A 22248-nucleotide genomic window follows, 5' to 3' on the forward strand; every position below is an offset into this window, starting at 1 on the left:
CGTAGCTTGGCGGCTAGGCCGCGGCCCGTAGGCCGGGCTGCGAGAGCGCCTCGATCACCCGCAGCAGGCCCTCCTGCTCGTCGGGGTTGCTCTGCAGCCAGGGCGCCGAGGCGATCTCGTCCCGCAGGTCGTCGAGCACGTAGGGCACCCGCTCGGGCTCGACCAGCGCCGTGGCGAAGGCGATGCCGGCGGCCACGCGGCCGAAGACCTCGCCGCCCTCGCGATTGAACGCGATGTCCGAGAGCGCGAACTCGAGCGTCTCGCCGTCGTCGTGCGAGCCGCCCCGGGCGATGTGCTGGTGGCCGGTGAGCAGCAGGTCGTAGCCCAGCACGTCCCGCCCGCTGGCGAACGCGGCGGCGGACGCCCGCAGCAGCGTCTCTCCCTCGGGGGCGTCGAGCCGGCCGATGAGCCGGGCGGCCGCACCCCGTGCGCCGGGCTCGAGGCCGCACGCCGGCAGCGCGAGGTAGCTCGCCAGGGCGCGCATCATCGGGGCGCCGGCGGCCTCGGGGCCCGCCGCCTCGAGGACGGCCAGCAGGTTCGCCATCGCGGCATCGAGCGCAGGATCGGACACCATCCGCGTGCCCAGCAGCAGCGCCAGGGGCGGCCGGCCCCGCCAGCGATCGGTCCGGCCGAGCCTCGCGGGGTGCCGGCCCAGCAACGCCGCGACCTCCGCGGTCGCGCGGACCAATTCGACCGACTCATCGGCGGACCATTGCACGTCGGCGAGCGTCACTCGCTCGGGGTCGAAGCGGATCGGGAACAGGCCCGCATAGCTGCGGGGCAGCGGGCTGGCCCAGTCCCGCCAGGCCGCCGGCTTGCCATCCCGGACGGCGATGTGCAGCCGCAGCGGCCCGCCGCGCTCGGCCTGCTCGATGATGCCGTCCAGCCCCGTTGACCGCCAGAAGGGCCCGTCGAGGGTCTGCGGCCCGCGGACGGGCACGAAGTCGGCCGGCAGCGCCCCGCTGGTCCGCTCGAGAGCGTGCTGCGTATCGGCGTCCGCGGCGACGCCGATGCGCAGCGGCCGGCGGAAGGCCTCGCCCGGCGTGCCCCCCGTGTTCTCGCCGTCGGGCGCCGCGGCGTCGAGCACGCGTTCGGCGACGGAGGCGACCCGCTCGGTCGCGCCCGCCAGCACGACGCCGATCCGGGGCGGCTGGTCCTCGCTGCTCCGTCGGACGCTCTCTACGCCTTGATCAAGAAGCGGGCCGTTGATCAGCCACCGCCCGCCGAGCACGCCGAGGATGATCCACAGGCCCGCGGGCAGCCCGAGCACGCCGGCGGCCAGCCAGCCCGCCCCGAGCACCCACGCCGTGAGCACCACCGAGCACACGCCGACGGCCCAGGCGAGCCCGCCCACGCCGCCCTCGCCGACCGATCGAAAGGAGCGTCCGTCCCGCACATCCACCATGCTCTCGCCTCCCGCCGCCTCCGGCGATCGGCCGGCCCGCTGGCAGGCGGTCTATCGGCAGGCGGTGGAACCGGCGGCGGCCCGCGGTCGCCGCGCTCGGCATCGCGGGCCGCCGGACGGGCCTGTGCCGTCTGGTGCGGCGGCGCCCAGATCCCCGCGTAGTTACCCGGCTGGTTACCCGCTTCGGGCCGGGCGATCACCCGCCGAGGGAGCCCAGCGCGTCGACGACGTCCTGCGGCTCGGCGCGGTTCCGGTAATCGGCATCGAGGAACGCCCAGCGGATCGCGCCGTCGCGGTCGATGACGTAGGTCGCCGCCAGAGGCAGTTCGCCCGACTCGTCGCCGTTGTGCGCGTGCAGGCCGAAGGCCTGCTCGTAGTTTGCGTGCACGCCCTCGGTCAGCTCGAAGACCACCCCGTAGGCACGGGCGACGGCGTTGCCCGGATCGCTGAGCACCTGGAAGCCCAGCTCGTTCTTCTCGGCGGTGCTCAGCGACTGATCGGGCACCTCCGGCGTGATCGCCACGAGCGTCGCGCCGAGCTCGTTGATCTCGTCGAGGCGATCCTGGTAGGCCTTCAGGGTGAGATTGCAGTAGGGGCACCAGCCGCCACGGTACCACAGCAGGACGACGGGACCTTCGCCGAGCAGCCCGGCAAGCGTCACGTCCTCGCCGCTCTGATTCGCGAGCGAGAAGCCCGGGGCCTCATCGCCGACGCTCTTGGCCTGGCCCACGACGCCCGAGTCGACGACCGCTTGGATGCCGTCGGCATACAGGACCTTGACGTCGTCGGGCAGGTAGCCGGCGGACTTGGCCTTCTGCTCTTCGAGCGAGACGGACAGCGTGGTCGCGGATGTGGTCTGGGCGTCCTGGCTCACGGGGGCCTCCTGGGAAGAACTCTGGGTCGGCGTGGTGGGGCCGGTGGATTCCTCGGCCTGCTGATCGCAGGCCGTCAGCAGGCCGGCGGCGGCGATCGCAGCGACCGAGATGGGCAAAGCGGTTCTCATGGATGGTCCTCCTCTGGAAACACGACGAACGCACGCGGCCACCGGAGCATTCCGCGATCCGTGATTTCGCCGCGACGCGCTCGCCGGGAGGACGCGCCGGGGATCTATCGCCGGAACCAGGACGCAATCGCGTGGAGGGTTACCGAGCGGCCCATGGCGGAGATGGACTCGGTCAGCGGGATGTGCTTGGGGCAGACCTTGACGCAGTTCTGGGCGTTGCCGCAGTCGCTCACGCCGCCCGGCCCCATGAGGGCGTCGAGACGCTCGCCCTTGAGCTGCTTGCCGGTCTCGTGCTCGTTGAAGAGCCGCGCCTGGCTGATGGCGTGGGCACCGATGAAGGCGGTGTCCCAGTCGGCCTCGTCTTCCTCGAGGTTGAATTGCGGGCAGGCCTCCAGGCAGCAGCCGCAGGACATGCACGTCGACAGGACGTAGCGGGTGCCCTGCTTCTCGGGGGCCTCCTTGGGGCCCGAGCCCAGGTTGTACGTGCCGTCGATGGGCACCCAGGCCTTGACCCGCTTGAGGTTGTGGAACACGCGCTCGCGGTCGACCCACAGGTCCCGAATGACCGGGAACTTGGTCATGGGCTCGAGCGTCACGACGTCGCCGTCCCCGGGCGCGATCACGTCGATGAGGGCCGAGCACGACTGGCGGACGCGGCCGTTGATGACCATGGTGCAAGCGCCGCAGACCTCCTCGAGGCAGCCCGAATCCCAGACGACCGGCGTCGTCTTCTCGCCATCCACGGTCGTCGGGTGGGCGGCGATCCACTGCAGGCACGAGATGATGTTCGAGCCCGGCTCGATGGGCACGTCGAAGCTCTGCCAGTAGCTGGCCTTGCCGGGTCCGTCGCACCGCTTGATCTTGAAGCGGACGGTGCGGCCCTGGACGGCCTGGTTCGATGCGATCATGCGAACTCCTCGGATTCAAGCGGGCTACGCACTGACTGGTTCGGCACCCCGCGAGGCCGCTCCCGCCGGCTCGGCCGGCTCCTTCTCGACCTTGCCGTAGGTCCTCGGACGTGGCTTCACGAGATCGGTCTGCACCGGCCTGTACTCGACCGAATGCTGCTCGACGCCGCCCTTGGTCGCATCGAAGGCCGCCACCGTGGTCTTCAGGAAGCGCTCGTCGTCGCGATCGGGGAAATCGAGCCTGTAGTGCGATCCCCGGCTCTCCTCCCGCAGCAGGCTGCACTTGGCGATCATCTCGGCGAGGATCAGCATGTCGCCCACGGCGCGGCTGTAGCTGAGCGACTGGTTGGTCCACGCCGCCGGGTCGGGCAGGCGGGCCCGGCCGTAGCGTTCGCGGAGTTCGGCCAGCTTGTCGAGGCACTGCCGCAGGCGCTGATCGGTCTTGACGACGGTGCAGGCCGCCTCCATCTCCTGGCCCATCTCGCGGCCGATGAGGTACGGATTGGTGTCGTCGGCGGGCTCGGCGCCCTCGACGGTATCGAGCAGGCGATCGACCTTGGCCTGCTCCTGCTGGACGACGTGGTCGTAGATCGACTGGTCGACCTGGTCGATGGGCCGCTCGGCCGGGCTCTCCTGCGTGACGTAGCTGGCCACGCTCTGGCCCGAGAAGAGGCCGTCGAAGATGCAGCTCAGCAGCGCGTTGGCGCCCAGCCGCGTCGCGCCGTGGAACGCAAAGTTGACCTCGCCAAAGGCGTACAGCCCCGGGATGTTGGTCATCATGTTGTTGGGCGCGCCGACACGCATGCCCCGGCCGACCTCGCTATCGATCGGCGGGGCCATGCCCGGCTTGTGCTCGTGCCAGGGCTGCTCGGGCTCGTAGGTGCCCGGGGTGAACTGGGTCCACACGCCGCCCATCGAGTAGTGGACCGCCGGGAAGATGCGCATGGGCGCGTGGCGGGGATCCTCGCCGGCGAACTTCTCGTAGATCTCCATGATGCCGCCGAGCTTGCGGGTGAGGTACTCGGGGTCCTTGTGCGTCAGGTCGAGGTAGACCTGGTTCTGCCCGCCGATGCCCATGCCATCGTTGACGCAGACGTCGAAGATCTCGCGGGTGGCGATGTCGCGGGGCACGAGATTGCCGTACTTGGGGTATCGCTCCTCGAGGAAGTACCACCGCTCGTTCTCGGGAATGTCGGCTGGCGTGCGATCGTCGCCCTTCTTCTGGGGCACCCAGACGCGGCCGCCCTCGCCCCGCGCACTCTCGCTCATGAGGCGGCACTTGTCGGCACCCGGGATGGCCGTGGGGTGCACCTGGATCATCTCGCCGTTGCCGTACCACGCGCCGGCCTGGTAGCAGCGACTGGCGGCGCCGCCGGTGCAGATGACGCTGTTGGTGCTCTTGCCGAAGACCAGGCCGCAGCCGCCGGTGGCCATGACGACCGCCGCCCCGCGGAAGGCCCGGATCTGCATGGTCCGCATGTCCTGGGCCACGATGCCCACGCAGCGGCCGTCTCCCTCCAGCCCGTGGACCTCACCCTCGATGACCGGCCAGAGGAACTCCCAGAACTCGTACTTCTTGACGAGCCCGGCGGCCTCGTGCCGCCGCGTCTGCTCGTCAAGGGCGTAGAGCAGCTGCTGCCCGGTGGTCGCGCCGGCGAAGTGCGTCCGCTTGAACAGGCTGCCGCCGAAAAGCCGAAGGTCGCGCTGGCCCTCGCCGGTGCGGTTGAAGGGCACGCCCATGCGGTCGAGCAGGTCGATGACCTTGGGCGCGAAGTTGGCCATCTCGAGCACGGGGCCCTGGTCGGCCAGGTAGTCGCCGCCGTAGATGGTCTCGTCGAAGTGCTGGTACTCGCTATAGCCCTGCTGCCTCGCAACCTCGTTGCAGGCGTTGATGCCGCCCTGTGCGCAGACGCTGTGGCTCCGCTTGACGGGCACCATGCTGAACAGGTCGACCGGGATGCCCGCCTCGGCGATCCGCACGACCGCCGCGAGGCCCGCGAGCCCGCCGCCAACGACGATGACGCGTTGCTGCTGCATCAGTTTGCCTCCGTTCGCAGGGCCGTCAAGACGCCCTCGGGCTCCTCGGGCCGGACGCTCTCGGCCGGCTTGGGGATGCCCTTCTTCTGGATGTAGCCCTCGTACTCCGCCTCGCCGTGGTCCTCGACGTACAGCTCCCGCTCGACGGCGTGGGCCTCGCCGTAGTCGAGGGTCATGGCCGCGAAGAGGGACGACCACGCCGCCAGCATGAGCATGGCGCCCAGCCCGGCGCAGGCCACGCCCCAGCGACGCTGGGCGTTGGCCGAGATCGTCAGCCCCCAGGTGATGGCGGCGGTCCACATGCCGTTGGCGAAATGGAACACCAGCATGGTTACGCCCAGCATGTACAGCACGGCGACGCCGATGCCCGCCAGCGTCCAGCCCTCGGGGGAGCCCTGGATGGCCGCCGCGAGCGTCGAGGCCGAGAAGCTGTGGCTCCACTTGGTGCCACCCGGCACCAGCCACGTCCACCCCCACCGCAGCGTGGCCACATGGTAGAAGACGAACAGGATGCCGATGTATCCGCTCCACCGCTGCAGCGTGTACCGCCAGTTGTCCTGGTAGCCGTAGCGGGCGACGTTGGCCCTGCCCGTCGTCGCGTAGTAGATGCCCAGGATGCTGTGGAACGCGATGGACACCCACAGCGTGATCTCGATCAGCAGCAGATGCGGCACCGACTCGTTGATGTAGGTGACTTCGTGCTGGAAGTACTTGACGCCGCCCTCGGCGACGGTGAGCCCCTCGCCCTTGCCCCGCAGGCCGAAGCGGCCCCACGCGAGCGACGAGTTGGTCACCAGGTGCGCGATCAGGAACACGCCGATGGGCAGGATGCCCGTCAGCGAGTGCAGCCGGCGGAGCAGGAAGTGCAGCCGATCCGAGACGGGGCTGCTGCGCTTGTGTTCGGCGGATTCACTGGCCACGTGCGCTGCTCCTCGTCGCGGGCCACCGTGTTCGCGCTGGCCACCTCACTTGCTCGCCCACCCCCGTCGCGTGCCAGTTCATCCGAGAACCGGACACGCCCGACTGGATCCCGATGGCTCCGCCGCGCCGCATTCAGCCGGACGACCCGGCCGGCGGCGTGCCCGGGGCGGGTGGCTCGCTGCCGGCGACCTGCGACAGGTCGACGTGCTGGGCTCGTCCTTCCTGGACGGCCTGCTCGACGGCCTTGCTGACCTCCACGAATTGGAAGCGCAGTTCGTGAACCGTCTGGGTCACCAGCGTATTCTCCTCGTCGGTCAGATTGCCCTTGGTCTTTTCCTCGAGCACGCCCAGCAGATCGATGTGGAAGCGGGCCAGATCGAGCGCGACCATGGCCCGCCCCGTCTTGGGGTCCGGGAAGGCACCCATGTAGGTCAGGGCCTGCGACGCGAGGATCTGGACGATGCCGATCACGTCGGCGGGCGGCAGATCCTGCGGAGCGCCCCGCTTGCCGGCATCCTCCTTGGCCTTGGCGGAGAGCTTTTCCTTCTCCGCCTGGGCCTCGGATTTCCAGTCGGAATCGATGATCAGCTTGGGCGTCTGGTCCTGGTCGCTCACGAGATCTCCTGCGGCGGTCGTACGCCGGAATGCGCCCGCGGAGGCGATGCGGCGACACCGCAAGCGACAGGTATGATACTTCGCCCGAGTCGGCGATTTGTGCCCCAACGCTGCTTTCCACTAATGGAGCGGCACGGGCGGAGGGAGTCCCCCGACATGGCCCCGAGGCACTCCGGGCATCCGCGAGCCGTCCTGGCGCACGTCCTGCACCCGTCCGCGTTCGTCGCGATGATCGCGGCGGTCCTCGCCGGCTGCGGCGGCACGGCGACGAGGCCCGCCGGCGCCCTGACGCCCGCCGACTTCGTGGGTGCCCCCGAGCGCACCCAGCAGGTGCGGCAGCCCGCCGTGCCGCAGCCTCGACCCATCGTCGTCGAGACGATCGACGCGGCCCGATTCGCGACCGGAGAGGGCGATACGCCCGCGACCGAAGATGCCGGCCCGCTCCCGCCCATCGTTGCGCCGGGCCCCTCGACGCGGCCGACGCTGCTGGACGTCAAGGTCGGGGAGGTGAACAACAAGCCGATCTTCGCCTCCGAATTCCTCCGCCCGCTGGCCTCCCGCCTCGAAGCCGGGGCCTACGAGATCGACCCGGCGACCAACCAACGCACGGGCCGGCTGGTGCCCAGGCGACAGTGGCAGCAGGCCGCGCTGACCCAGGTCATCCAGCCGCGGCTCGCGCAGTTCATCGAGAACGAACTGGTGATCGCCGAGGGACTGGCCCAGTTCACGCCCGCCGAACGCGCTGGCCTGCGGGCCTGGCTCGGGCTGGTCCGCGAGAACCTGGCGCAGCGCAGCGGCGGCAGCCTGACCCAGGGCGTCCGAAACCTCGGCGGCGGCGAGACCCTCAGCGGCTACCTTCGCACCGTGCAGAACCAGCAGATCATCCGCCAATTCGCCGAGAGCATCCGCCGCGGCATCGTCGTCACCCGCAGCGACGTGCAGCGGCGGTACATCCGCGAATACGTGCAGGATCCGCCCGAGGCGGTGGTGACGCTCCGCTGGATCCAGGTCCGCAACTCCAATCCGCAGGGCATCGAGCGGATCGCGACGCGGCTCGCGCGGGGCGAGGACTTCGCCGATATTGCCACCGACGACGCGAATCGCTCCCGCCGCAGCACCGGCGGGCTCTGGGCAGACCACCGCTATTCGGGCCGCTTCGAGGAAGGCGTCTTCTTCCGCAGCGATGCCATCAACGAGGCGATCCGCGACCTCACGCCGGGCGAGTGGGCCGGACCGATCGATGACGGCCGCGACACCAACTGGCTCTACCTCGAGAGCTTCGATCCGGGATTCAAGACCTGGGCCGAAGCCCAGAGCGAGCTGCGCGAGGATCTCCGCGCCGAGCGGTTCCTGGCCGAGTACGCCCGGCAGCTCCGCGACCTCCAGGAACGCGCGGGGGTCTCCGACACGTCGGCGATGGAGCTGGAGCTGCTCCGCGTCGCCACCGACTGGTTCTACCCGGAGCCCTGACGTGCGTCGCGGCCGCCGCGATCCGCTCGGGCCCCGGGGCGAGCGTGTTGCCGCCCGCTACCTCCGCCGCCGGGGCTACCGCGTGCTGGGCTGCAACCTCGAGACCCACTTCGGCGAGGCCGATCTGCTGTGCCAGAGCCGGCGGGACCGCGCCATCGTGCTCGTCGAGGTCAAGGCCCGACGCGGATCGGCCGGGCCGCCGCCCGAGGCCTCGGTCACCCATGGCAAGCGGCAGCGGCTGGAGCGGATCCTCGAGCATCTCGTCCGGACCAACGGCTGGCACGATCGGCCGCGGCGGATCGATGTCGTGGCGATCGCCTTCGAGCGGCGGCGATGGCTGCCCGCCCGCGCACGCGTGCGACACTTCGAGGACGCAGTCGCCGCCGGCGGTGGCACGCGCTAGTCGGCCGGCTCGGCCCGCATCGCGTCGGTTGGCGCGCCGTGCGAATCCAGCTCGCTCGACTCTGCGTCGCCATCGGCCGCCTCGCCGTTGGTGTGCAGGGCGGCGGGCATCTGCGCGCCCGGCTCGAACCAGTCCCGCCGGCCCGCCAGCCGATCGCGGAACTGCGCCTCGGCCCGCCGCTCGCGGACGACCTGCAGGTCGAGGTGCAGCGGCACGATGACGCTGAACATCGAGCCGCGGCCGACCTCCGAAACCAGCTGGAGCTCGCACTGCAGCAGGCCGGCGAGTTCCTTGGCGATCGCGAGGCCCAGGCCCGTGCCGGCGTGCTCCCGCGTGTGCGACGCGTCGACCTGCGTGAACTTCTCGAACACGCGGGCCTGGTCCTCCTCGGCGATGCCTGGCCCGTTGTCCAGCACGCTGACGCGGACGCGCTCGCCGCCGTCGGCGTCCACCAGCCGCTCGGCCCGAAGCTCGACGCGCATCGGGCCGGTCGAGCCCGGCGCGCCCGTGAACTTGACCGCGTTGCTCAGGAAGTTGAACAGCACCTGCTGGAGCTTCTTGGCGTCGGTCTGCACCAGCGGCAGGTCGGGCTCCACCCGCGCGTCGATCTCGATGCCCCGCCCCTGCGCCAGCGGGTGCGCGAGGCCCACCAGCGTTTCGCACAGCGACGACACGCTCACGGGCTCGACCCGAAGCTCGACGCGGCCGGCCTCGAGCTTGGCCATCTCCAGCAGGCCCGTGATCATCTCGAGCAGGTCCCGGCCGGCCGTGTGGATGTAGCCCAGATAGCGCAGCCGCTTGGTCCGCTGGTCGGGAGTCTCGTCCTGGCCGGCCTCGTTCTGGCGGGCGATCTCGAGCAGCAGCTCGGTGAAGCCGTTGATGGAGTTCAGCGGCGTGCGCAGCTCGTGGCTGACGTTGGCCAGGAAGTCGCTCTTGAGGCGGTTGGCCTCGAAGAGCACCTTGTTCGCCTCGGCCAGCTCGCCCACGCGGCTCTCGAGGGCGGCGCCGGCGGTCCGAAGCCGCTGCTCGTTGGCCTGCAGCTTCTGCACCATGTCGTTGAAGGCCGCCGCCAGCTGCTGGAACTCGTCCTGCGTCGTCACGCGGACGCGGTGGTTCAGGTCGCCGCCGCCGACACGAATAGCCCCCTCCCGCAGGACCGCCACGGGCCGCAGGATGATGCGGTGCAGCAGCAGGTAGAACAGCCCGACCGCCACGGCCAGCACCGCGGCGCCGGCGTTGAGCAGGTACACGCCGTTAATCGCCATGAGCCACGCTGCGCCCTCGGCCGGCCGCCGCAGCACGATGAGGCCCAGCAACTCACCCGGCGCCTCGGTGGAGCCGTCGGGGCCGATGACCGCCGGCCCTCGGATGGCCCGCGCGTACCGCTCGATCCGCTCGGTCTTGGTCGAGCCCACCCAGCGGTGGCCCCGCGCCTCGTCGGCGCCGGCATCGAAGCGACGCAGCGCGCGGCGGACGAAGCGGTCGTTGGCGGCGGCGGCCCGGGCCGACATCGCGTCGTACCACGTGGCGGCGATGCCAAGCCGCTCGGTCGGCACGCCCGAGGCCAGATCGGGCGTGCCCGTCCGCGGGTCGACCTCGACGGCGCTCCGCCACATGTCCAGCCGGCTCCGCGAGAGCTGCAGCTCGCCCGAGTTCACCAGCGAGCTCATCCGCAGCCAGGCCACCCCCATCGCGATCACGATGATCAGCACCAGGGCGCCGCCGAACATCAGCAACGCCTTATCGGCCAGCGCGAGCCGGCGGACGCGGTTGGCGATCCAGGCAAACGGAGCGGCCATCGCATAGATCGTAGTTGGCGGCCACGCCCGGACGCGAGCAGGCCGCCGCCCGCCGGATGCAGCGTCGGCCCGTATCATCGCACGTAATGCCCGGACCACGCGTGTATCTCGAGACCTTCGGCTGCCAGATGAACGAGCTGGACAGCGAGCTGGTGGCCGGTCGGCTGGCCCAGCTCGGGTACATGCTGACCACCGACGCCCCGACCGCCGACGTGCTGCTCTACAACACCTGCTCCGTCCGCGAGCAGGCCGAGCAGAAGGTGTGGAGCCGGCTGGGCGAGGTCAAGCGGGCCAAGGCCGCCCGCCCCGAACTCGTCGTCGGCGTGCTGGGCTGCATGGCCGAACGCGACGGCGAGGCCCTCATCCACCGCATGCCCGTCGTCGACGTCATGTGCGGGCCGGGCGAGCTCGACAAGCTGCCCGAGCTGCTGGATAACGCCGTCCGCACGCGAGCCTCGCTGGGATCGGGCACGTCCGCCGCGCAGGTCGCGCTGCAGGGCAACACCAGCCGCCGCAGCGGCACGCTGGCCGCCGCCGAGGACCGCCTCGAGCTGCTGGATCTCTCGCGTGCGGTATCGCCGGTCGACGGCGACGGCGCGAGCAAGCGGAGCGCCTACGTCCGCATCACGCGGGGCTGCAACAAGTTCTGCACCTACTGCGTCGTGCCGTTCACGCGGGGCGCCGAGATCCATCGCCCGCCGGAGCACATCATCGACGAGTGCAAGCGGCTCGCCGACGCGGGCGTGATCGAGGTCACGCTGCTGGGCCAGACCGTCAACCACTACCGCTTCGAGCACGGCGCGTCGGTCGCGGTCGACGGCGTGACGCAGCCCCAGAAGGGCCGAACCTACAAGGGCAGCCACCATCGCGACGCCTTCGCGGGCGACCGCGTGACCACCTTCGCCGACCTGCTGCATCGGATCCACGAGCGGGTGCCGGCGATCCGCCGCCTCCGCTTCGTGACCAGCTACCCGCGGGACTTCGGCAACGACGTGCTCGAGGCCATCCGTGATAGCGATCGGATCTGCCGATACCTCCACGTGCCGGCGCAGAGCGGCAGCGATGCCGTGCTCAAGCGGATGAACCGCGGCTACACCGTGGCCGAGTACGACGAGTTCATCGACCGTGCGCGGAGCTACCTCGACCAGCCCGAGCTGGGCCGACCGCTCATGCTCAGCGGAGACATCATCGTCGGCTTCCCGGGCGAGACCGACGCCGACTACCAGGGCACCGTGCGGCTGCTCGAGCGGGCCCGCTACAAGAATTGCTTCATCTTCAAGTACTCGCCCCGACCGGGCACGGTCGCCTACGACCGCATTCCGGACGACGTGCCGGATGCCACGAAGCGGGAGCGCAACAACCACCTGCTGGCCGTGCAGGCCCGCATCGGCGAGGCCATCGGCCGCGAGCAGGTCGGCCGCACGTTCGGCGTGCTCGTCGAAGGCCTGAGCCAGCGGCAGATGAAGCGGGCCGGCCTGAGCAACGCCGCCCGCCGCCCGCGGACCATCGAGCTCACCGTGGGCGGCGCCGCGATGACCGAGCCCGAGGCCGCCGTCGACGAAGCCGACGGCCCCGTGCAGGTGACCGGCCGCAGCGACGGCGACCTGATCATCCACTTCGACGCCGAGGACGCCGGCCACGCCCGGCGCCTGGTGGGCACCATCGTGCCGGTGCGGGTCGAGGAGGCCCCGGGCCTCTCGCTGCGGGGCCGGCTGCTGGGCGTTCCAGCAGCATTGGACCACGCCATGACGAGCACCGCATGATCATCAGCGAAACGGGGTCCACCATATGCGCGAACGATGCCTAGCCGCGCTTGCGGTCCTCCTGGTCGCAGCTGGCGTGATTGCAACGGCGCCGCTCCATCCCACGCCCACTCCGGCCGCGCCGCGCACGCACGCAAGCCGCGCCGAGGCGATCCTCCAAGCCTGGCACGATCCGACGAGCCCGCTCGTGCTCGTCGTCGCCCACCGCGGCGCGCACCGGGGCCTCGGCGCGTCGGCCCCGGAAAACTCGATCGCCGCCATCGAGGACGCCATCACCATGGGCTGCGACATGGTCGAGGTCGATGTCCGCCGCACCAGCGACGGCCGCTTCGTGCTCATGCACGACACGACCGTCGATCGCACCACCACTGGCAGCGGCTACCTGCACCAGCTAACACTCTCGGAGGTCCGGCGGCTGAGGCTGCTCGACGCGGCCGGCGAGCCCACCGATCACGCCGTGCCCACACTCGAGGAGGCCCTCGAGGCCTGCCGCGGCCGCATCCTGATCAACCTCGACAAGACCGGCCGCCACACGGGCGACTGCCTCGCCGTGGCCGAGCACCTCGGCGTTGCCGACCACGTCGTGCTCAAGGGCGCGGTGCAGCCGACGCTCCTGGGCGAGTATCTCGGGGGTCTGGGCCTATCGGAGCTCACCGAGGCTCAGGGCCAGACGCATCCCACGTTCATGCCGATCGCATCGTTCTCGGACGAATCCGCCCTCGAGGCGCGATCGCACGTCGCGGCGTTGCTGGGCCGCGGCCCCAACGACCGCTGGCCCGCAATCGAGATCTGCCTCCGGGGGACCGCCGCGGGCGACCGCCTGATCGAGCACGCCCGCGACGCCACCAGAGGCCGCACGCGGTTCTGGATGAACTCGCTGTGGGACTCGATCTCCGGCGGTCGCTCGGACGATCGCGCCGCCGTCGATCCGGATGCCGTGTGGGGCTGGATGGTCGATCACGGCGTGACCGTCATCCAGACCGACGAGCCCCTTCGGTGCCTCCGCTACCTCCGCGGCCGCGGACTCCGCTGGTAGCCCGCGACCCGCCGGACGCGGCGTCCGCCGCTTCGAACTCCAGCGGCGGCGGATCGACCGGCGCGCTGCGCCTCGGCGGCAGGCTGACGGACTGCAGCTCGCCCGCGAGCACGACGGGCACCAGCAGCGGCTGGCCGGGACGCAGTTCGTCCTCGCCGTCGACGACCAGGTCCCGCAACACCGCGCCGCTCGCGAAGTCCAGCTGGCGGTAGGCCTGCCGCAGACCCGGACGCCTCTCGGGCTCCGCCGCGTCGCCGTGCTCGACGAGGAACGCCGCGACCGCCATGAGCACCTCGGCATCGGGCACGCAGCCCCGCAACGCGCGAACGAACGCGCATGGGCAGCCCTCCGAGAGCGTCGCCCCCGGCGCGCCCAGGTACAGATCGCCCGCGAAGCCACTTGCGATCAACGATGCGCCCAGCTCGGCCGGATGCCCGAGCGCCATGGGCTCGCCCTCGACGCACCACTCGACGCCCGCCCGGGATGCGGCCGCGAGCGCGGCGCGTGCATCCTCGATCAGTTCGTGCAGTTCCTCGGGCCAGGGCACCCCCGCCCACCGCTCGGCCAGCTCCTGCGCATGCTTCTCGATGGTGACCGACGCGCGATCGAGCGCCAGCGGCCGCTCATCGTCGTCGACCTCGTCCAGCTCGCCGAGCGCCATCGCCGTCGCCTGCAGCGCGATGACCGCGGGCACGCTCGACCGCCAGCGGCCGCCCTCGCCCTCGGTCGGCAGCGCCACCGCCGACTTCGCGAACTCGGTCCACCGCGCCAGCAGCATCGCCCAGGTGATCGCCTCGGCCATCGCCGACGATAGCCCGACCGTACGCTGCGGCATGGAACTGCGACCCAGCGAGCTGGCGACCGGCGACCGCTACAAGCTGCTCATCGGCACCATCGTCCCGCGGCCCATCGCCTTCGTGTCGACCGCGTCGCCCGACGGCAGGACCAACCTCGCGCCGTTCTCCTTCTTCTGCGGCGTGGGCAGCAACCCGATGACGCTCGCCTTCTGCCCCGCCAACACAGACGACGGCGGCGAGAAGGACACCCTCCGCAACGCCAAGCCCCAGGGTGAGGGCGGCACGGGCGAATTCGTGGTCAACGTGGCCACCGAGGCCATCGCCCGCCAGGTCGCCGCCGCGGCCGAAGCGCTGGGCTACGGCGACAGCGAGTTCGACCTGACGGGCCTGACGCCCGCCGCCAGCCGCGTCGTCGCGCCGCCCCGCGTAGCCGAGTGCCCCGTGAGCTTCGAGTGCCGCACGCTGCAGGTCATCCGCACCAACCCCGGCCAGCCCGCGGGCGGCAACCTGGTGCTGGGCGAGGTCGTGCACGTCCACGTCCGCGACGGCCTCCTGAACGATCGCCACCACACCGACGCTGCCAAGCTCCGGGCCTTCGGCCGCATGGGCGGGCCCGAGTACTGCACGACGCGCGACCGCTTCAGCATGCCGTGGGGGAGGGCGGCGCTGGAGGACGGAGACCACGAGTGACCATCGGCGACGCGCTGGTCGCCGGCTCGCTCCTGGCCGCGGCGCTCGCCTGGTACGTGGCGTTGCGCACGCTCCGGCGGCGGAGCCGGCTCGCCGCGATCCGCCGGCGCCCGGCATCGTTCGACGTCTTCGCGCTCACGTCCGTGACCGCGACCCTCGCGGTGCTCCCGGGCACGGCGGGCTTCTGCTGCCTCATCGGGACCATGGGTCCGCTCGCACCACTCGGCGTCATCAAGGTGCAGGTGATCACCGGCATCTCCATCCTGCCATTGCTCTTCTGGATGTCGATGATCGCGGGCCGGCTCACGAGGTCCGTGCACAACAATCTGCTCGTCGCGATCGGGCTCGGCGGATTCGTCGGCTCGATCGGCGGGGCGATCCTGCTGCGTGTGTTGTTCCTCATCCCGCCCGCGGGCAACTGGGAGGGCATGCTCGGCACGCTCTGGACGCACCTCGGCGTGGCGATCTCGATCCTGCTGGTCGCGCGGTACGGCGTGCGACCCATCGAGATGCCCGGCCGCTGCCCGGGCTGCGGCTACGACGCCACGGGCCTCGACCGCTGCCCAGAATGTGGCACGAGGCGATCGAGGTTCGCCCAAGAGCCGCGCCCGGACGGAATCCCTAGCCGTCCGGCCGGGGGGTTGACCTCGGACCACCACCCGGGAATCGTTCTGCGTGAAGAGCGCGGCAGCCATCCATCGCCACCATCACCCGCACCACTCGCCGTGCCGGCCGTGACCTTGGTCTGATGGAACGCTGACCGAGACCCAAACGCCGGCCCCGAGCCGGCGTTTTGCGTTCCCGGGGCGGACCGGGAGCGTCCGCCGGCCGCGGGGCCAGGAGGCTCGACCGATGGCCGACCCAGATGGCGGCAGCCCGATCCGCTTCGCGATCCCCAAGGGCCGCATGTACGACGGCATCGTCCGGGTGCTGGCCGACGCGCACATCGGCATCACCGCGTCCTCGCGGAACTATCGCCCCACCATCGCGCTGGAGGGCTTCGAGGTCAAGGTCTTGAAGCCCCGCGCCATCATCGAGATGCTCGAAGCGGGCACCCGAGACCTGGGCTTCGCGGGTGCGGACTGGGTCGCCGAATCCGACGGCGACGCCCCCAGCGGCGGGCTGGTCGAGTTGCTCGATACCGAGCTGGACCCCGTCCGCCTCGTGGCGGCCGCCCCCGAGTCGATCCTCATCGACGGCCAGCTGCCCGATCGTCCGCTCGTGGTCGCGTCGGAGTACGCCGAGATCGCCACGCGGTGGATCGCCGACCGCGGGCTGCACGCCACGCTGCTGCGTTCGTACGGCGCGACCGAGGTGCTGCCGCCCGAGGACGCCGACTGCATCATCGACAACACCGCCAGCGGCGCGACGCTGGCCGCCAACGATCTGCGGATCATCGACGAGGTCATGCGCAGCTCGACGCGGCTATACGCCTCCCCCGTCGCCATGGAGGACCCCGCCAAGCGGCCGGCGATCGAGTCCTTCGCCATGCTCGTGCGGTCGGTGCTCCAGGCCCGCGACCGCGTCATGATCGAGGTGAACGTCGCGCCCGACGCCCTCGATGCCGTGGTCGCGGTGCTGCCCTGCATGCGGGAGCCGACGGTGTCCTCGCTCCGATCGAACACGGGCTACGCGGTCAAGGCGGCCGTGCGGCGATCGCAGCTCTCGGGCGTCATCCCCGCCGTCAAGGCCGCCGGTGGCACCGATCTCATCGTCAGCACCCCCGAGCAGATCGTGCCATGACGGATACGACCAGAACACCCAGCGCCACCGAGCCGCCGGTCCTCCAGCCCACCACGAGGCTGGCGGGGCTCCGGCCGTATCGCCCGCCGGTAGTGCCCCCGCACGTCGACCTGCGGCTGGACGCCAACGAGGGCCCAACGCCGCCCGACCCGACGCTGAGCGCCATTTCCTCGACCGAGGGAAGCGCCGCACGCGCATATCCATCCGCACGCGATCTCGAGCACGCCCTGGCGGCACGGATCGGCGTCGATCCGGACGAGGTCGTGGCCACCTGCGGCGGCGACGACGCCATCGACCGCCTGTGCCGCGCAACCATCGAGCCGGGCCGCGAATTGCTGCTGCACGCCCCCACCTTCGAGATGATCGAGCGCGGCGGCCGCCTCGCCGGCGGGACGATCCGCGGCGTGCCCTGGATGGACGGCCCCTTCCCGATCGCCGCGATGCTCGACGCGATCGGCCCGGCGACGGGCATGGTTGCGCTGGTCTCGCCCAACAATCCGACGGGCGGCCTCATCCCGCGGGATGCGATCGACGCGATCGCCACCCGGGCACGCGAGTTCGCCGCCGTCGTGCTGCTCGACCAGGCCTACATCGAGTTTGCCGGTGGCGAGCCCGGACCGTCGCCGAGCCCGAATCTCGTACGCGTCCGCACGTTCTCCAAGGCGCGCGGCCTGGCGGGCATGCGTGTGGGCTACGCCGTCGCCCCCGAGCCCATCGCGACGTGGCTCCGCACCGCCGGCGGGCCCTTCCCGGTGTCGGCCGCGGGTCTGCGGGCGGCCCTGGCGAGCCTCGATCACGGCGACGCGCAGCACGCCTGGATCGAGCGAGTCCGCCGCGAGCGGAGCGAGCTCGCCGCCCTCGTCGCCCGGCTGGGCGGCGTGGCGTTCGAGTCGCACGCCAACTTCGTGCTCTGCCGATTCGCCGACGCCGCGCGCACGCACGCGGGGCTGCTCGAGCGGGGCATCTCGGTGCGGCGATTCGACGGCCGGCCCGGGCTCCACGACTGCTTGCGGATCACCCTGCCGGGCGAGCCGGCCAGCTTCGAGCGGCTGCGCGACGCCCTCGGCGCCATCCCGGGAGCGACACCATGAGCGACCGCACCGCCGCCATCTCGCGCGCCACCAAGGAGACCCGCATCGAGCTCGAGCTCGATGTGGACGGCTCGGGCCGCACCGATATCGAGACCGGGCTGGGCTTCCTGGACCACATGCTCACCGCGCTGGCATTCCACGCCCGCTTCGACCTGACGCTCCACTGCCAGGGTGATCTCCAGGTCGACGACCACCACACCGCCGAGGATTGCGGGCTCGTGCTCGGCGCGGCGATCGACGAGGCCCTGGGCGATCGCGCCGGCATCGCCCGATTTGCGCACGCCTACGCGCCCCTGGACGAGGCCCTCGCCCGCGTGGTGGTGGATCTCTCGGGGCGGCCGCACGCGAGCGTCGACCTCGGCCTCACCAGGGAGTCCATCGGGGGGGTCGCCTGCGAGAACCTCGAGCACGTCCTAATCTCGATCGCAACGGCCGCCCGCATGACGCTGCACGCCGACGTGCTCGTGGGGAGCAACGACCACCATCGCGTGGAAGCGGCGTTCAAGGCCCTCGCCCTCGCGCTCCGCGGGGCAGTCGCCATTGATGGCCGGGGCGACACCCCTTCGACGAAGGGCGTGCTGTGACCGCCGGCCCACGCATCGGCATCGTGCCCACGGGCGTGGCGAACACCGCGTCGGTCGCCGCCGCGCTGCGGCGCTGCGGCGCGACGCCCGGATTCGCCGAGGACGCGTCGGCCGTCGAGGCCGCGGCCTGCCTCGTGCTGCCGGGCGTCGGCAGCTTCGCGGCGGGCATGGACTCGCTGCGGGATCGGGGCCTCGTCGACGCGATCGCGGCCCGCGTGCGAGACGGGCGGCCCACGCTGGCGATCTGCCTGGGCATGCAGATGCTCTGCACCGCATCGGACGAATCCCCCGGCGTCCGCGGGCTGGGCGTCATCGACGCGGCCGTCGAGCGCTTTACCGATGGCGTGTGCGTGCCGCAGTTCGGCTGGAATCGCGTGGCGGCGGATCCGTCCGGCGCGTTGCTTCGCGAGGGCTACGCATACTTCGCCAACTCCTTCCGACTGGCCGACGCACCAGACGGCTGGCGTTGCGCGACGGCGGAGCACGGCGGATCGTTCGTTGCGGCGATGGAGCGGGACGGCGTGCTGGCGTGCCAGTTCCATCCCGAGCTATCGAGTGGCTACGGTCTGGGCATCCTCGCCCGGTGGCTCGCGGCGGCGGGCGTGGAGGCGGCATGCTGACCCGCCGCGTCATCCCGTGCCTCGACGTCCGCGACGGCCGCGTGGTCAAGGGCGTCCGCTTCCAGGAACTTCGCGACGCGGGCGACCCCGCCGGCCTCGCCCGCCGCTACGAGGCCGAGGGCGCCGATGAGCTGGTGATGCTCGACGTGTCCGCCACGCCGGATGGCCGAGCGACCGCACGCGCCACCGTGGCGGCGATCCGCGACGCGATCTCCATCCCGCTGACCGTCGGCGGCGGCGTGCGGACCGTGGCCGACGGCGAGGCGCTGCTGGCAGCCGGCGCGGATCGCGTGGCGGCCAACACCGCGGCGGTGGAGCGGCCCGAGATTCTCGCCGAGCTGGCCGCACGCACCGGCACGCAGTGCGTCGTGCTCGCACTCGACGCCGCGCGCCGCGAATACACCGAAGGCGACGGCGTTTGGGAGGTCGTCACGCGATCGGGCGCCCACCGCACCGGGCTCGATGCGATCGCGTGGGCCCGCCGCGCCCAGGATCTGGGCGCGGGCGAGATCCTGCTGACCAGCTGGGACCGCGACGGCACGGGCTCTGGCTACGACCTCGAGCTGCTCGCGGCGATGGCCGCCGCGGTGCGGATCCCGATCATCGCGTCGGGCGGCGCGGCGCACGCCGACCACCTGCGGCAGGCCCTCGACGCCGGGGCGGACGCGGTGCTCGCCGCCTCGATCTTCCACGACGCGGTGTACACCGTGGGCCGCATCAAGGACGAGCTCGCCCGCGGTGGCGTGGAGGTTCGCCGATGATCGTGCCATCCATCGACATGCAGGGCGGCGAGGTCGTGCAGCTCGTCGGCGGCAAGGAGCGAGCGCTCAGCGCGGGCGAGCCCGGGCCCATCGCCGAGCGCTTCGGGCGGGTCGGCGAGATCGCGGTGATCGACCTGGATGCCGCGCTGGGCACGGGCCGCAACGCCGACGCGATCCGCGAGCTGCTGCCGATCGCCCGCTGTCGCGTGGGTGGTGGCATCCGCGACGCACGGTCGGCGATCGGCTGGCTCGACGCCGGCGCGCACCGGGTCATACTCGGCACGGCGGCGACGCCCGATGTGCTGCGGGAGCTGCCGCGGGATCGCGTCATCGCCGCGCTCGATGCACGCGATGGCGAGGTCGTCACCGAGGGCTGGACCAAGGCGACCGGCGAGCGGGTCGAGGATCGCATCGCCGAGCTGCGGGAGTACGTCGGCGGCTTCCTGCTGACCTTCGTCGAGCGCGAGGGACGCATGGCGGGGCTGCCGATGGATCGCGTGGCCGAACTCGTCCGGATCGCGGCGCCGGCGCGGGTCACCGTCGCGGGCGGCGTGCGCACGCCGGCGGACGTCGCCGACGCCGACCGCACGGGAGCCGACGCGCAGGTCGGCATGGCGCTCTACACGGGCGCGTTCGACCTGGCCGCGGGCTTCGCCGCGCCGCTGGTGAGCGATCGCGGCGACGGGCTATGGCCGACGGTGGCGTGCGACCAATCGGGGCGGACGCTCGGGCTGGCGTATTCCAACCTGGACTCGCTGCGGCATGCCATCGAGACCGGCCGCGGCGCATACCACTCGCGATCGCGCGGCGGGCTGTGGATCAAGGGCGAGACTTCGGGCGACACGCAGGAGCTGCTCTCTGTCGAGGCCGACTGCGACCGTGACGCGCTGCGATTCACCGTCCGCCAGGCCGGCGGGGGCTTCTGCCACACGGGCGCGGCAACCTGCTTCGGGGACGCGTCGGGACTCGCAGCGTTGGATCGCACGCTGGCTGCGCGCGTGGCCGACGCGCCCGAGGGCTCGTATACCGCGCGGCTGCTGGGCGATCCATCGCTGCTAGCGAGCAAGCTGCGGGAGGAGTGCGGCGAGCTCGTGGAGGCCGGCACCCGCGGGGAGGCGGCACACGAGGCCGCCGACGTGATCTATTTTGCGCTCGTGGCCGCAGCGGCCCGCGGCGCGTCGCTCGAAGACATCGAGCGGGAGCTCGATCGGCGGGCGCTTCGGGTGACCCGCCGCCCGGGCGACGCCAAGCCCGCGCCCGGCCAGCCGAGCGAGCAACCCCGCCCCGAAGAGGGAGATCGGGCATGACCACGCCCATGCTGCGCCGGGTGGCACCCGGGGACGTCGCACGCGAGCTGCGCCCACCCGTCGACGGTGCAACGCTGGCCGACGCCGGCCGCATCATCGAGGACGTTCGCGCGCGGGGCGAGGTCGCCGTCCGCGAGTTCGCCGAGCGCTTCGGCGAGCGGCGGCCGGACGAGCCGCTGGTGCTCGATCGCGACGCGATGCGATCGGCGCTGGAGGCACTGGATGGTGACGCGAGGGGCGTGCTCGAGCGTGCGGCAAATCGCATCGCACGCTTTGCGGAGGCGCAGCGGGCGTCGTTTGCGGACCTCGACACCGCCGTTCCCGGCGGCCGGGCCGGCCACGCGCTGGTGCCGGTGTGCGCCGCGGGCTGCTACGCGCCGGCGGGTCGGTATCCGCTGCCGTCGTCGGTGCTGATGACCGCGGTGCCCGCCCGCGTGGCGGGGTGCGATCGCGTCGTGCTGGCCTCGCCCGGGGCGCACCCGGTCGCGGTCGCGGCGGCGGCGATCGCGGGTGCCGACGCGTTCCTGGCCGTCGGCGGCGCCCACGCGGTGGCGGCGCTCGCGTACGGATTCGATGGCTTCGATCGCGTGGACATCATCGCCGGACCGGGCAACCGCTGGGTGACGGCGGCCAAGCAGCTCGTCTCCGGGATCGTGGGCATCGACATGCTCGCCGGCCCGAGCGAGCTGCTCGTCATCGCGGATGACTCGGCCGACCCCACGGTCGTCGCCGCCGATCTGCTGGCGCAGGCCGAGCATGACGCGGACGCGATGCCGCTGCTGGTGACGACGTCCGCATCGCTGGCCGACGGGGTCGACGAGGCGATCTCATCGCAACTCGAGCAGCTCGCGACGGCCGGGGTCGCCCGGCAGGCGCTGCGGAACGGCATCGCTTGCGTGTGCGGCTCCACCGACGAGTTGGTCCGCGTTGCCGATGGGCTCACGGCCGAGCACGTGCAGGTCTTCGTGCGGGATGCCGCGGACTTCGCGGGGCGGCTGAGACATGCCGGCGCGTTGTTCATCGGCGAATCGAGCGCGGAGGTGCTGGGCGACTACGGCGCGGGACCCAACCACACGCTGCCCACCGGCGGCACGGCTCGATTCCGCGCGGGCCTCAGCGTGCTCGACTTCCTGCGGCCTCGGACGTGGCTCGATGTGGCTCCGGCCGCCGATCCCGCCGGATACGCCGAGGTGGTGCGGGACGCCGCGGCGCTGGCCGCGATGGAGGGCCTCGACGGCCACCGCCGCGCCGCGCTCGCGCGTGGAAGTGCGACCGCGGCACGCTGAGTGTTCGCC

21 protein-coding genes are annotated in these 22248 nt (G+C 71.7%); 13 read left to right on the forward strand and 8 right to left on the reverse strand.

Annotation, left to right across the window (positions count from 1 at the left end):
- Window positions 1–13 precede the first annotated feature (13 nt).
- The 6 genes from AAFX79_12700 to AAFX79_12725 all read right to left on the reverse strand — a co-directional run bounded on the left by AAFX79_12700 (window position 14) and on the right by AAFX79_12725 (window position 6889).
- Window positions 14–1405 carry a hypothetical protein gene (locus AAFX79_12700; protein ID MEO1009413.1) on the reverse strand — a complete coding sequence of 464 codons (1392 nt, stop codon included), beginning with the start codon at window positions 1403–1405 and terminating at the stop codon, window positions 14–16.
- Between the two features lie 196 nt (window positions 1406–1601).
- Window positions 1602–2408, reverse strand: coding sequence for a peroxiredoxin-like family protein (locus AAFX79_12705; protein MEO1009414.1), 807 nt, complete (start codon window positions 2406–2408; stop codon window positions 1602–1604).
- A 104-nt stretch (window positions 2409–2512) separates the two neighbouring features.
- On the reverse strand, window positions 2513–3316 hold the full coding sequence (gene sdhB / locus AAFX79_12710) for a succinate dehydrogenase iron-sulfur subunit (GenBank protein MEO1009415.1): 804 nt from the start codon (window positions 3314–3316) through the stop codon (window positions 2513–2515).
- A gap of 24 nt (window positions 3317–3340) precedes the next feature.
- Entirely contained in the window at window positions 3341–5353 is a 2013-nt protein-coding gene (sdhA, locus tag AAFX79_12715; GenBank protein ID MEO1009416.1) for a succinate dehydrogenase flavoprotein subunit, read from the reverse strand.
- Window positions 5353–6273, reverse strand: a complete 921-nt coding sequence (locus AAFX79_12720; GenBank protein MEO1009417.1) for a hypothetical protein — start codon at window positions 6271–6273, stop codon at window positions 5353–5355. The genes sdhA and AAFX79_12720 overlap by 1 nt, the downstream gene beginning before the upstream one ends.
- Window positions 6274–6406: 133 nt before the next feature.
- Window positions 6407–6889 (reverse strand): DUF1844 domain-containing protein, encoded by a 483-nt coding sequence (locus AAFX79_12725; protein ID MEO1009418.1) that lies wholly within the window; start codon window positions 6887–6889, stop codon window positions 6407–6409.
- Window positions 6890–7045: 156 nt separating this feature from the next.
- Between AAFX79_12725 and AAFX79_12730 the strand changes: the two genes are divergently transcribed.
- A complete protein-coding gene (locus AAFX79_12730; protein ID MEO1009419.1) occupies window positions 7046–8359 on the forward strand; it encodes a hypothetical protein in 1314 nt (437 codons plus the stop codon).
- 1 nt (window position 8360) lies between these two features.
- Window positions 8361–8762 carry a YraN family protein gene (locus AAFX79_12735; GenBank protein ID MEO1009420.1) on the forward strand — a complete coding sequence of 134 codons (402 nt, stop codon included), beginning with the start codon at window positions 8361–8363 and terminating at the stop codon, window positions 8760–8762.
- Here the strand turns inward: AAFX79_12735 and AAFX79_12740 are convergent.
- A complete protein-coding gene (locus AAFX79_12740) occupies window positions 8759–10561 on the reverse strand; it encodes a HAMP domain-containing sensor histidine kinase (protein ID MEO1009421.1) in 1803 nt (600 codons plus the stop codon). The genes AAFX79_12735 and AAFX79_12740 overlap by 4 nt on opposite strands.
- Window positions 10562–10647: 86 nt before the next feature.
- Here AAFX79_12740 and AAFX79_12745 point away from each other — a divergent pair, with 86 nt between their 5' ends.
- Together AAFX79_12745 and AAFX79_12750 are read left to right on the forward strand one after the other, a co-directional pair.
- The gene (locus tag AAFX79_12745) at window positions 10648–12324 is read left to right on the forward strand and encodes a MiaB/RimO family radical SAM methylthiotransferase (protein MEO1009422.1); all 1677 of its coding nucleotides are present in this window, start codon (window positions 10648–10650) and stop codon (window positions 12322–12324) included.
- A 76-nt stretch (window positions 12325–12400) separates the two neighbouring features.
- Window positions 12401–13360, forward strand: a complete 960-nt coding sequence (locus tag AAFX79_12750; protein ID MEO1009423.1) for a glycerophosphodiester phosphodiesterase family protein — start codon at window positions 12401–12403, stop codon at window positions 13358–13360.
- Here the strand turns inward: AAFX79_12750 and AAFX79_12755 are convergent.
- Window positions 13296–14162, reverse strand: coding sequence for a hypothetical protein (locus AAFX79_12755; protein MEO1009424.1), 867 nt, complete (start codon window positions 14160–14162; stop codon window positions 13296–13298). The genes AAFX79_12750 and AAFX79_12755 overlap by 65 nt on opposite strands.
- Before the next feature lie 31 nt (window positions 14163–14193).
- Here AAFX79_12755 and AAFX79_12760 point away from each other — a divergent pair, with 31 nt between their 5' ends.
- The 9 genes from AAFX79_12760 to hisD all read left to right on the forward strand — a co-directional run bounded on the left by AAFX79_12760 (window position 14194) and on the right by hisD (window position 22239).
- The gene (locus tag AAFX79_12760; protein ID MEO1009425.1) at window positions 14194–14847 is read left to right on the forward strand and encodes a flavin reductase family protein; all 654 of its coding nucleotides are present in this window, start codon (window positions 14194–14196) and stop codon (window positions 14845–14847) included.
- Window positions 14844–15596: a hypothetical protein gene (locus tag AAFX79_12765; protein ID MEO1009426.1), complete on the forward strand. Its 753-nt coding sequence runs from the start codon at window positions 14844–14846 to the stop codon at window positions 15594–15596. The genes AAFX79_12760 and AAFX79_12765 overlap by 4 nt, the downstream gene beginning before the upstream one ends.
- Before the next feature lie 103 nt (window positions 15597–15699).
- Window positions 15700–16590: an ATP phosphoribosyltransferase gene (gene hisG / locus AAFX79_12770; protein ID MEO1009427.1), complete on the forward strand. Its 891-nt coding sequence runs from the start codon at window positions 15700–15702 to the stop codon at window positions 16588–16590.
- On the forward strand, window positions 16587–17681 hold the full coding sequence (locus AAFX79_12775) for a histidinol-phosphate transaminase (protein MEO1009428.1): 1095 nt from the start codon (window positions 16587–16589) through the stop codon (window positions 17679–17681). Before hisG ends, AAFX79_12775 begins: the two co-directional genes overlap by 4 nt.
- Window positions 17678–18265, forward strand: coding sequence for an imidazoleglycerol-phosphate dehydratase HisB (gene hisB / locus AAFX79_12780; protein ID MEO1009429.1), 588 nt, complete (start codon window positions 17678–17680; stop codon window positions 18263–18265). The genes AAFX79_12775 and hisB overlap by 4 nt, the downstream gene beginning before the upstream one ends.
- Window positions 18262–18885, forward strand: a complete 624-nt coding sequence (gene hisH / locus AAFX79_12785; GenBank protein ID MEO1009430.1) for an imidazole glycerol phosphate synthase subunit HisH — start codon at window positions 18262–18264, stop codon at window positions 18883–18885. Before hisB ends, hisH begins: the two co-directional genes overlap by 4 nt.
- Window positions 18879–19646, forward strand: coding sequence for an imidazole glycerol phosphate synthase subunit HisF (gene hisF, locus AAFX79_12790; GenBank protein ID MEO1009431.1), 768 nt, complete (start codon window positions 18879–18881; stop codon window positions 19644–19646). Before hisH ends, hisF begins: the two co-directional genes overlap by 7 nt.
- Window positions 19643–20953: a phosphoribosyl-ATP diphosphatase gene (hisE, locus tag AAFX79_12795; GenBank protein ID MEO1009432.1), complete on the forward strand. Its 1311-nt coding sequence runs from the start codon at window positions 19643–19645 to the stop codon at window positions 20951–20953. The genes hisF and hisE overlap by 4 nt, the downstream gene beginning before the upstream one ends.
- A complete protein-coding gene (hisD, locus tag AAFX79_12800) occupies window positions 20950–22239 on the forward strand; it encodes a histidinol dehydrogenase (GenBank protein MEO1009433.1) in 1290 nt (429 codons plus the stop codon). Before hisE ends, hisD begins: the two co-directional genes overlap by 4 nt.
- The last annotated feature ends 9 nt before the right edge of the window (window positions 22240–22248 follow it).

The organism is Planctomycetota bacterium (assembly GCA_039819165.1).
In the GTDB taxonomy this organism is placed as follows: Bacteria; Planctomycetota; Phycisphaerae; order Phycisphaerales; family UBA1924; genus JAHCJI01.

Coding starts and splice junctions, on each gene's coding strand:
- AAFX79_12730 (MEO1009419.1), top strand. CDS start 7,046: ATGGCCCCGAGGCACTCCGGGCATCCGCGAGCCGTCCTGGCGCACGTC.
- AAFX79_12705 (MEO1009414.1), bottom strand. CDS start 2,408: ATGAGAACCGCTTTGCCCATCTCGGTCGCTGCGATCGCCGCCGCCGGC.
- AAFX79_12700 (MEO1009413.1), bottom strand. CDS start 1,405: ATGGTGGATGTGCGGGACGGACGCTCCTTTCGATCGGTCGGCGAGGGC.
- hisB (MEO1009429.1), top strand. CDS start 17,678: ATGAGCGACCGCACCGCCGCCATCTCGCGCGCCACCAAGGAGACCCGC.
- AAFX79_12745 (MEO1009422.1), top strand. CDS start 10,648: ATGCCCGGACCACGCGTGTATCTCGAGACCTTCGGCTGCCAGATGAAC.
- AAFX79_12755 (MEO1009424.1), bottom strand. CDS start 14,162: ATGGCCGAGGCGATCACCTGGGCGATGCTGCTGGCGCGGTGGACCGAG.
- AAFX79_12775 (MEO1009428.1), top strand. CDS start 16,587: ATGACGGATACGACCAGAACACCCAGCGCCACCGAGCCGCCGGTCCTC.
- sdhB (MEO1009415.1), bottom strand. CDS start 3,316: ATGATCGCATCGAACCAGGCCGTCCAGGGCCGCACCGTCCGCTTCAAG.
- hisG (MEO1009427.1), top strand. CDS start 15,700: ATGGCCGACCCAGATGGCGGCAGCCCGATCCGCTTCGCGATCCCCAAG.
- hisD (MEO1009433.1), top strand. CDS start 20,950: ATGACCACGCCCATGCTGCGCCGGGTGGCACCCGGGGACGTCGCACGC.
- hisF (MEO1009431.1), top strand. CDS start 18,879: ATGCTGACCCGCCGCGTCATCCCGTGCCTCGACGTCCGCGACGGCCGC.
- AAFX79_12740 (MEO1009421.1), bottom strand. CDS start 10,561: ATGGCCGCTCCGTTTGCCTGGATCGCCAACCGCGTCCGCCGGCTCGCG.
- sdhA (MEO1009416.1), bottom strand. CDS start 5,353: ATGCAGCAGCAACGCGTCATCGTCGTTGGCGGCGGGCTCGCGGGCCTC.
- hisE (MEO1009432.1), top strand. CDS start 19,643: ATGATCGTGCCATCCATCGACATGCAGGGCGGCGAGGTCGTGCAGCTC.
- AAFX79_12760 (MEO1009425.1), top strand. CDS start 14,194: ATGGAACTGCGACCCAGCGAGCTGGCGACCGGCGACCGCTACAAGCTG.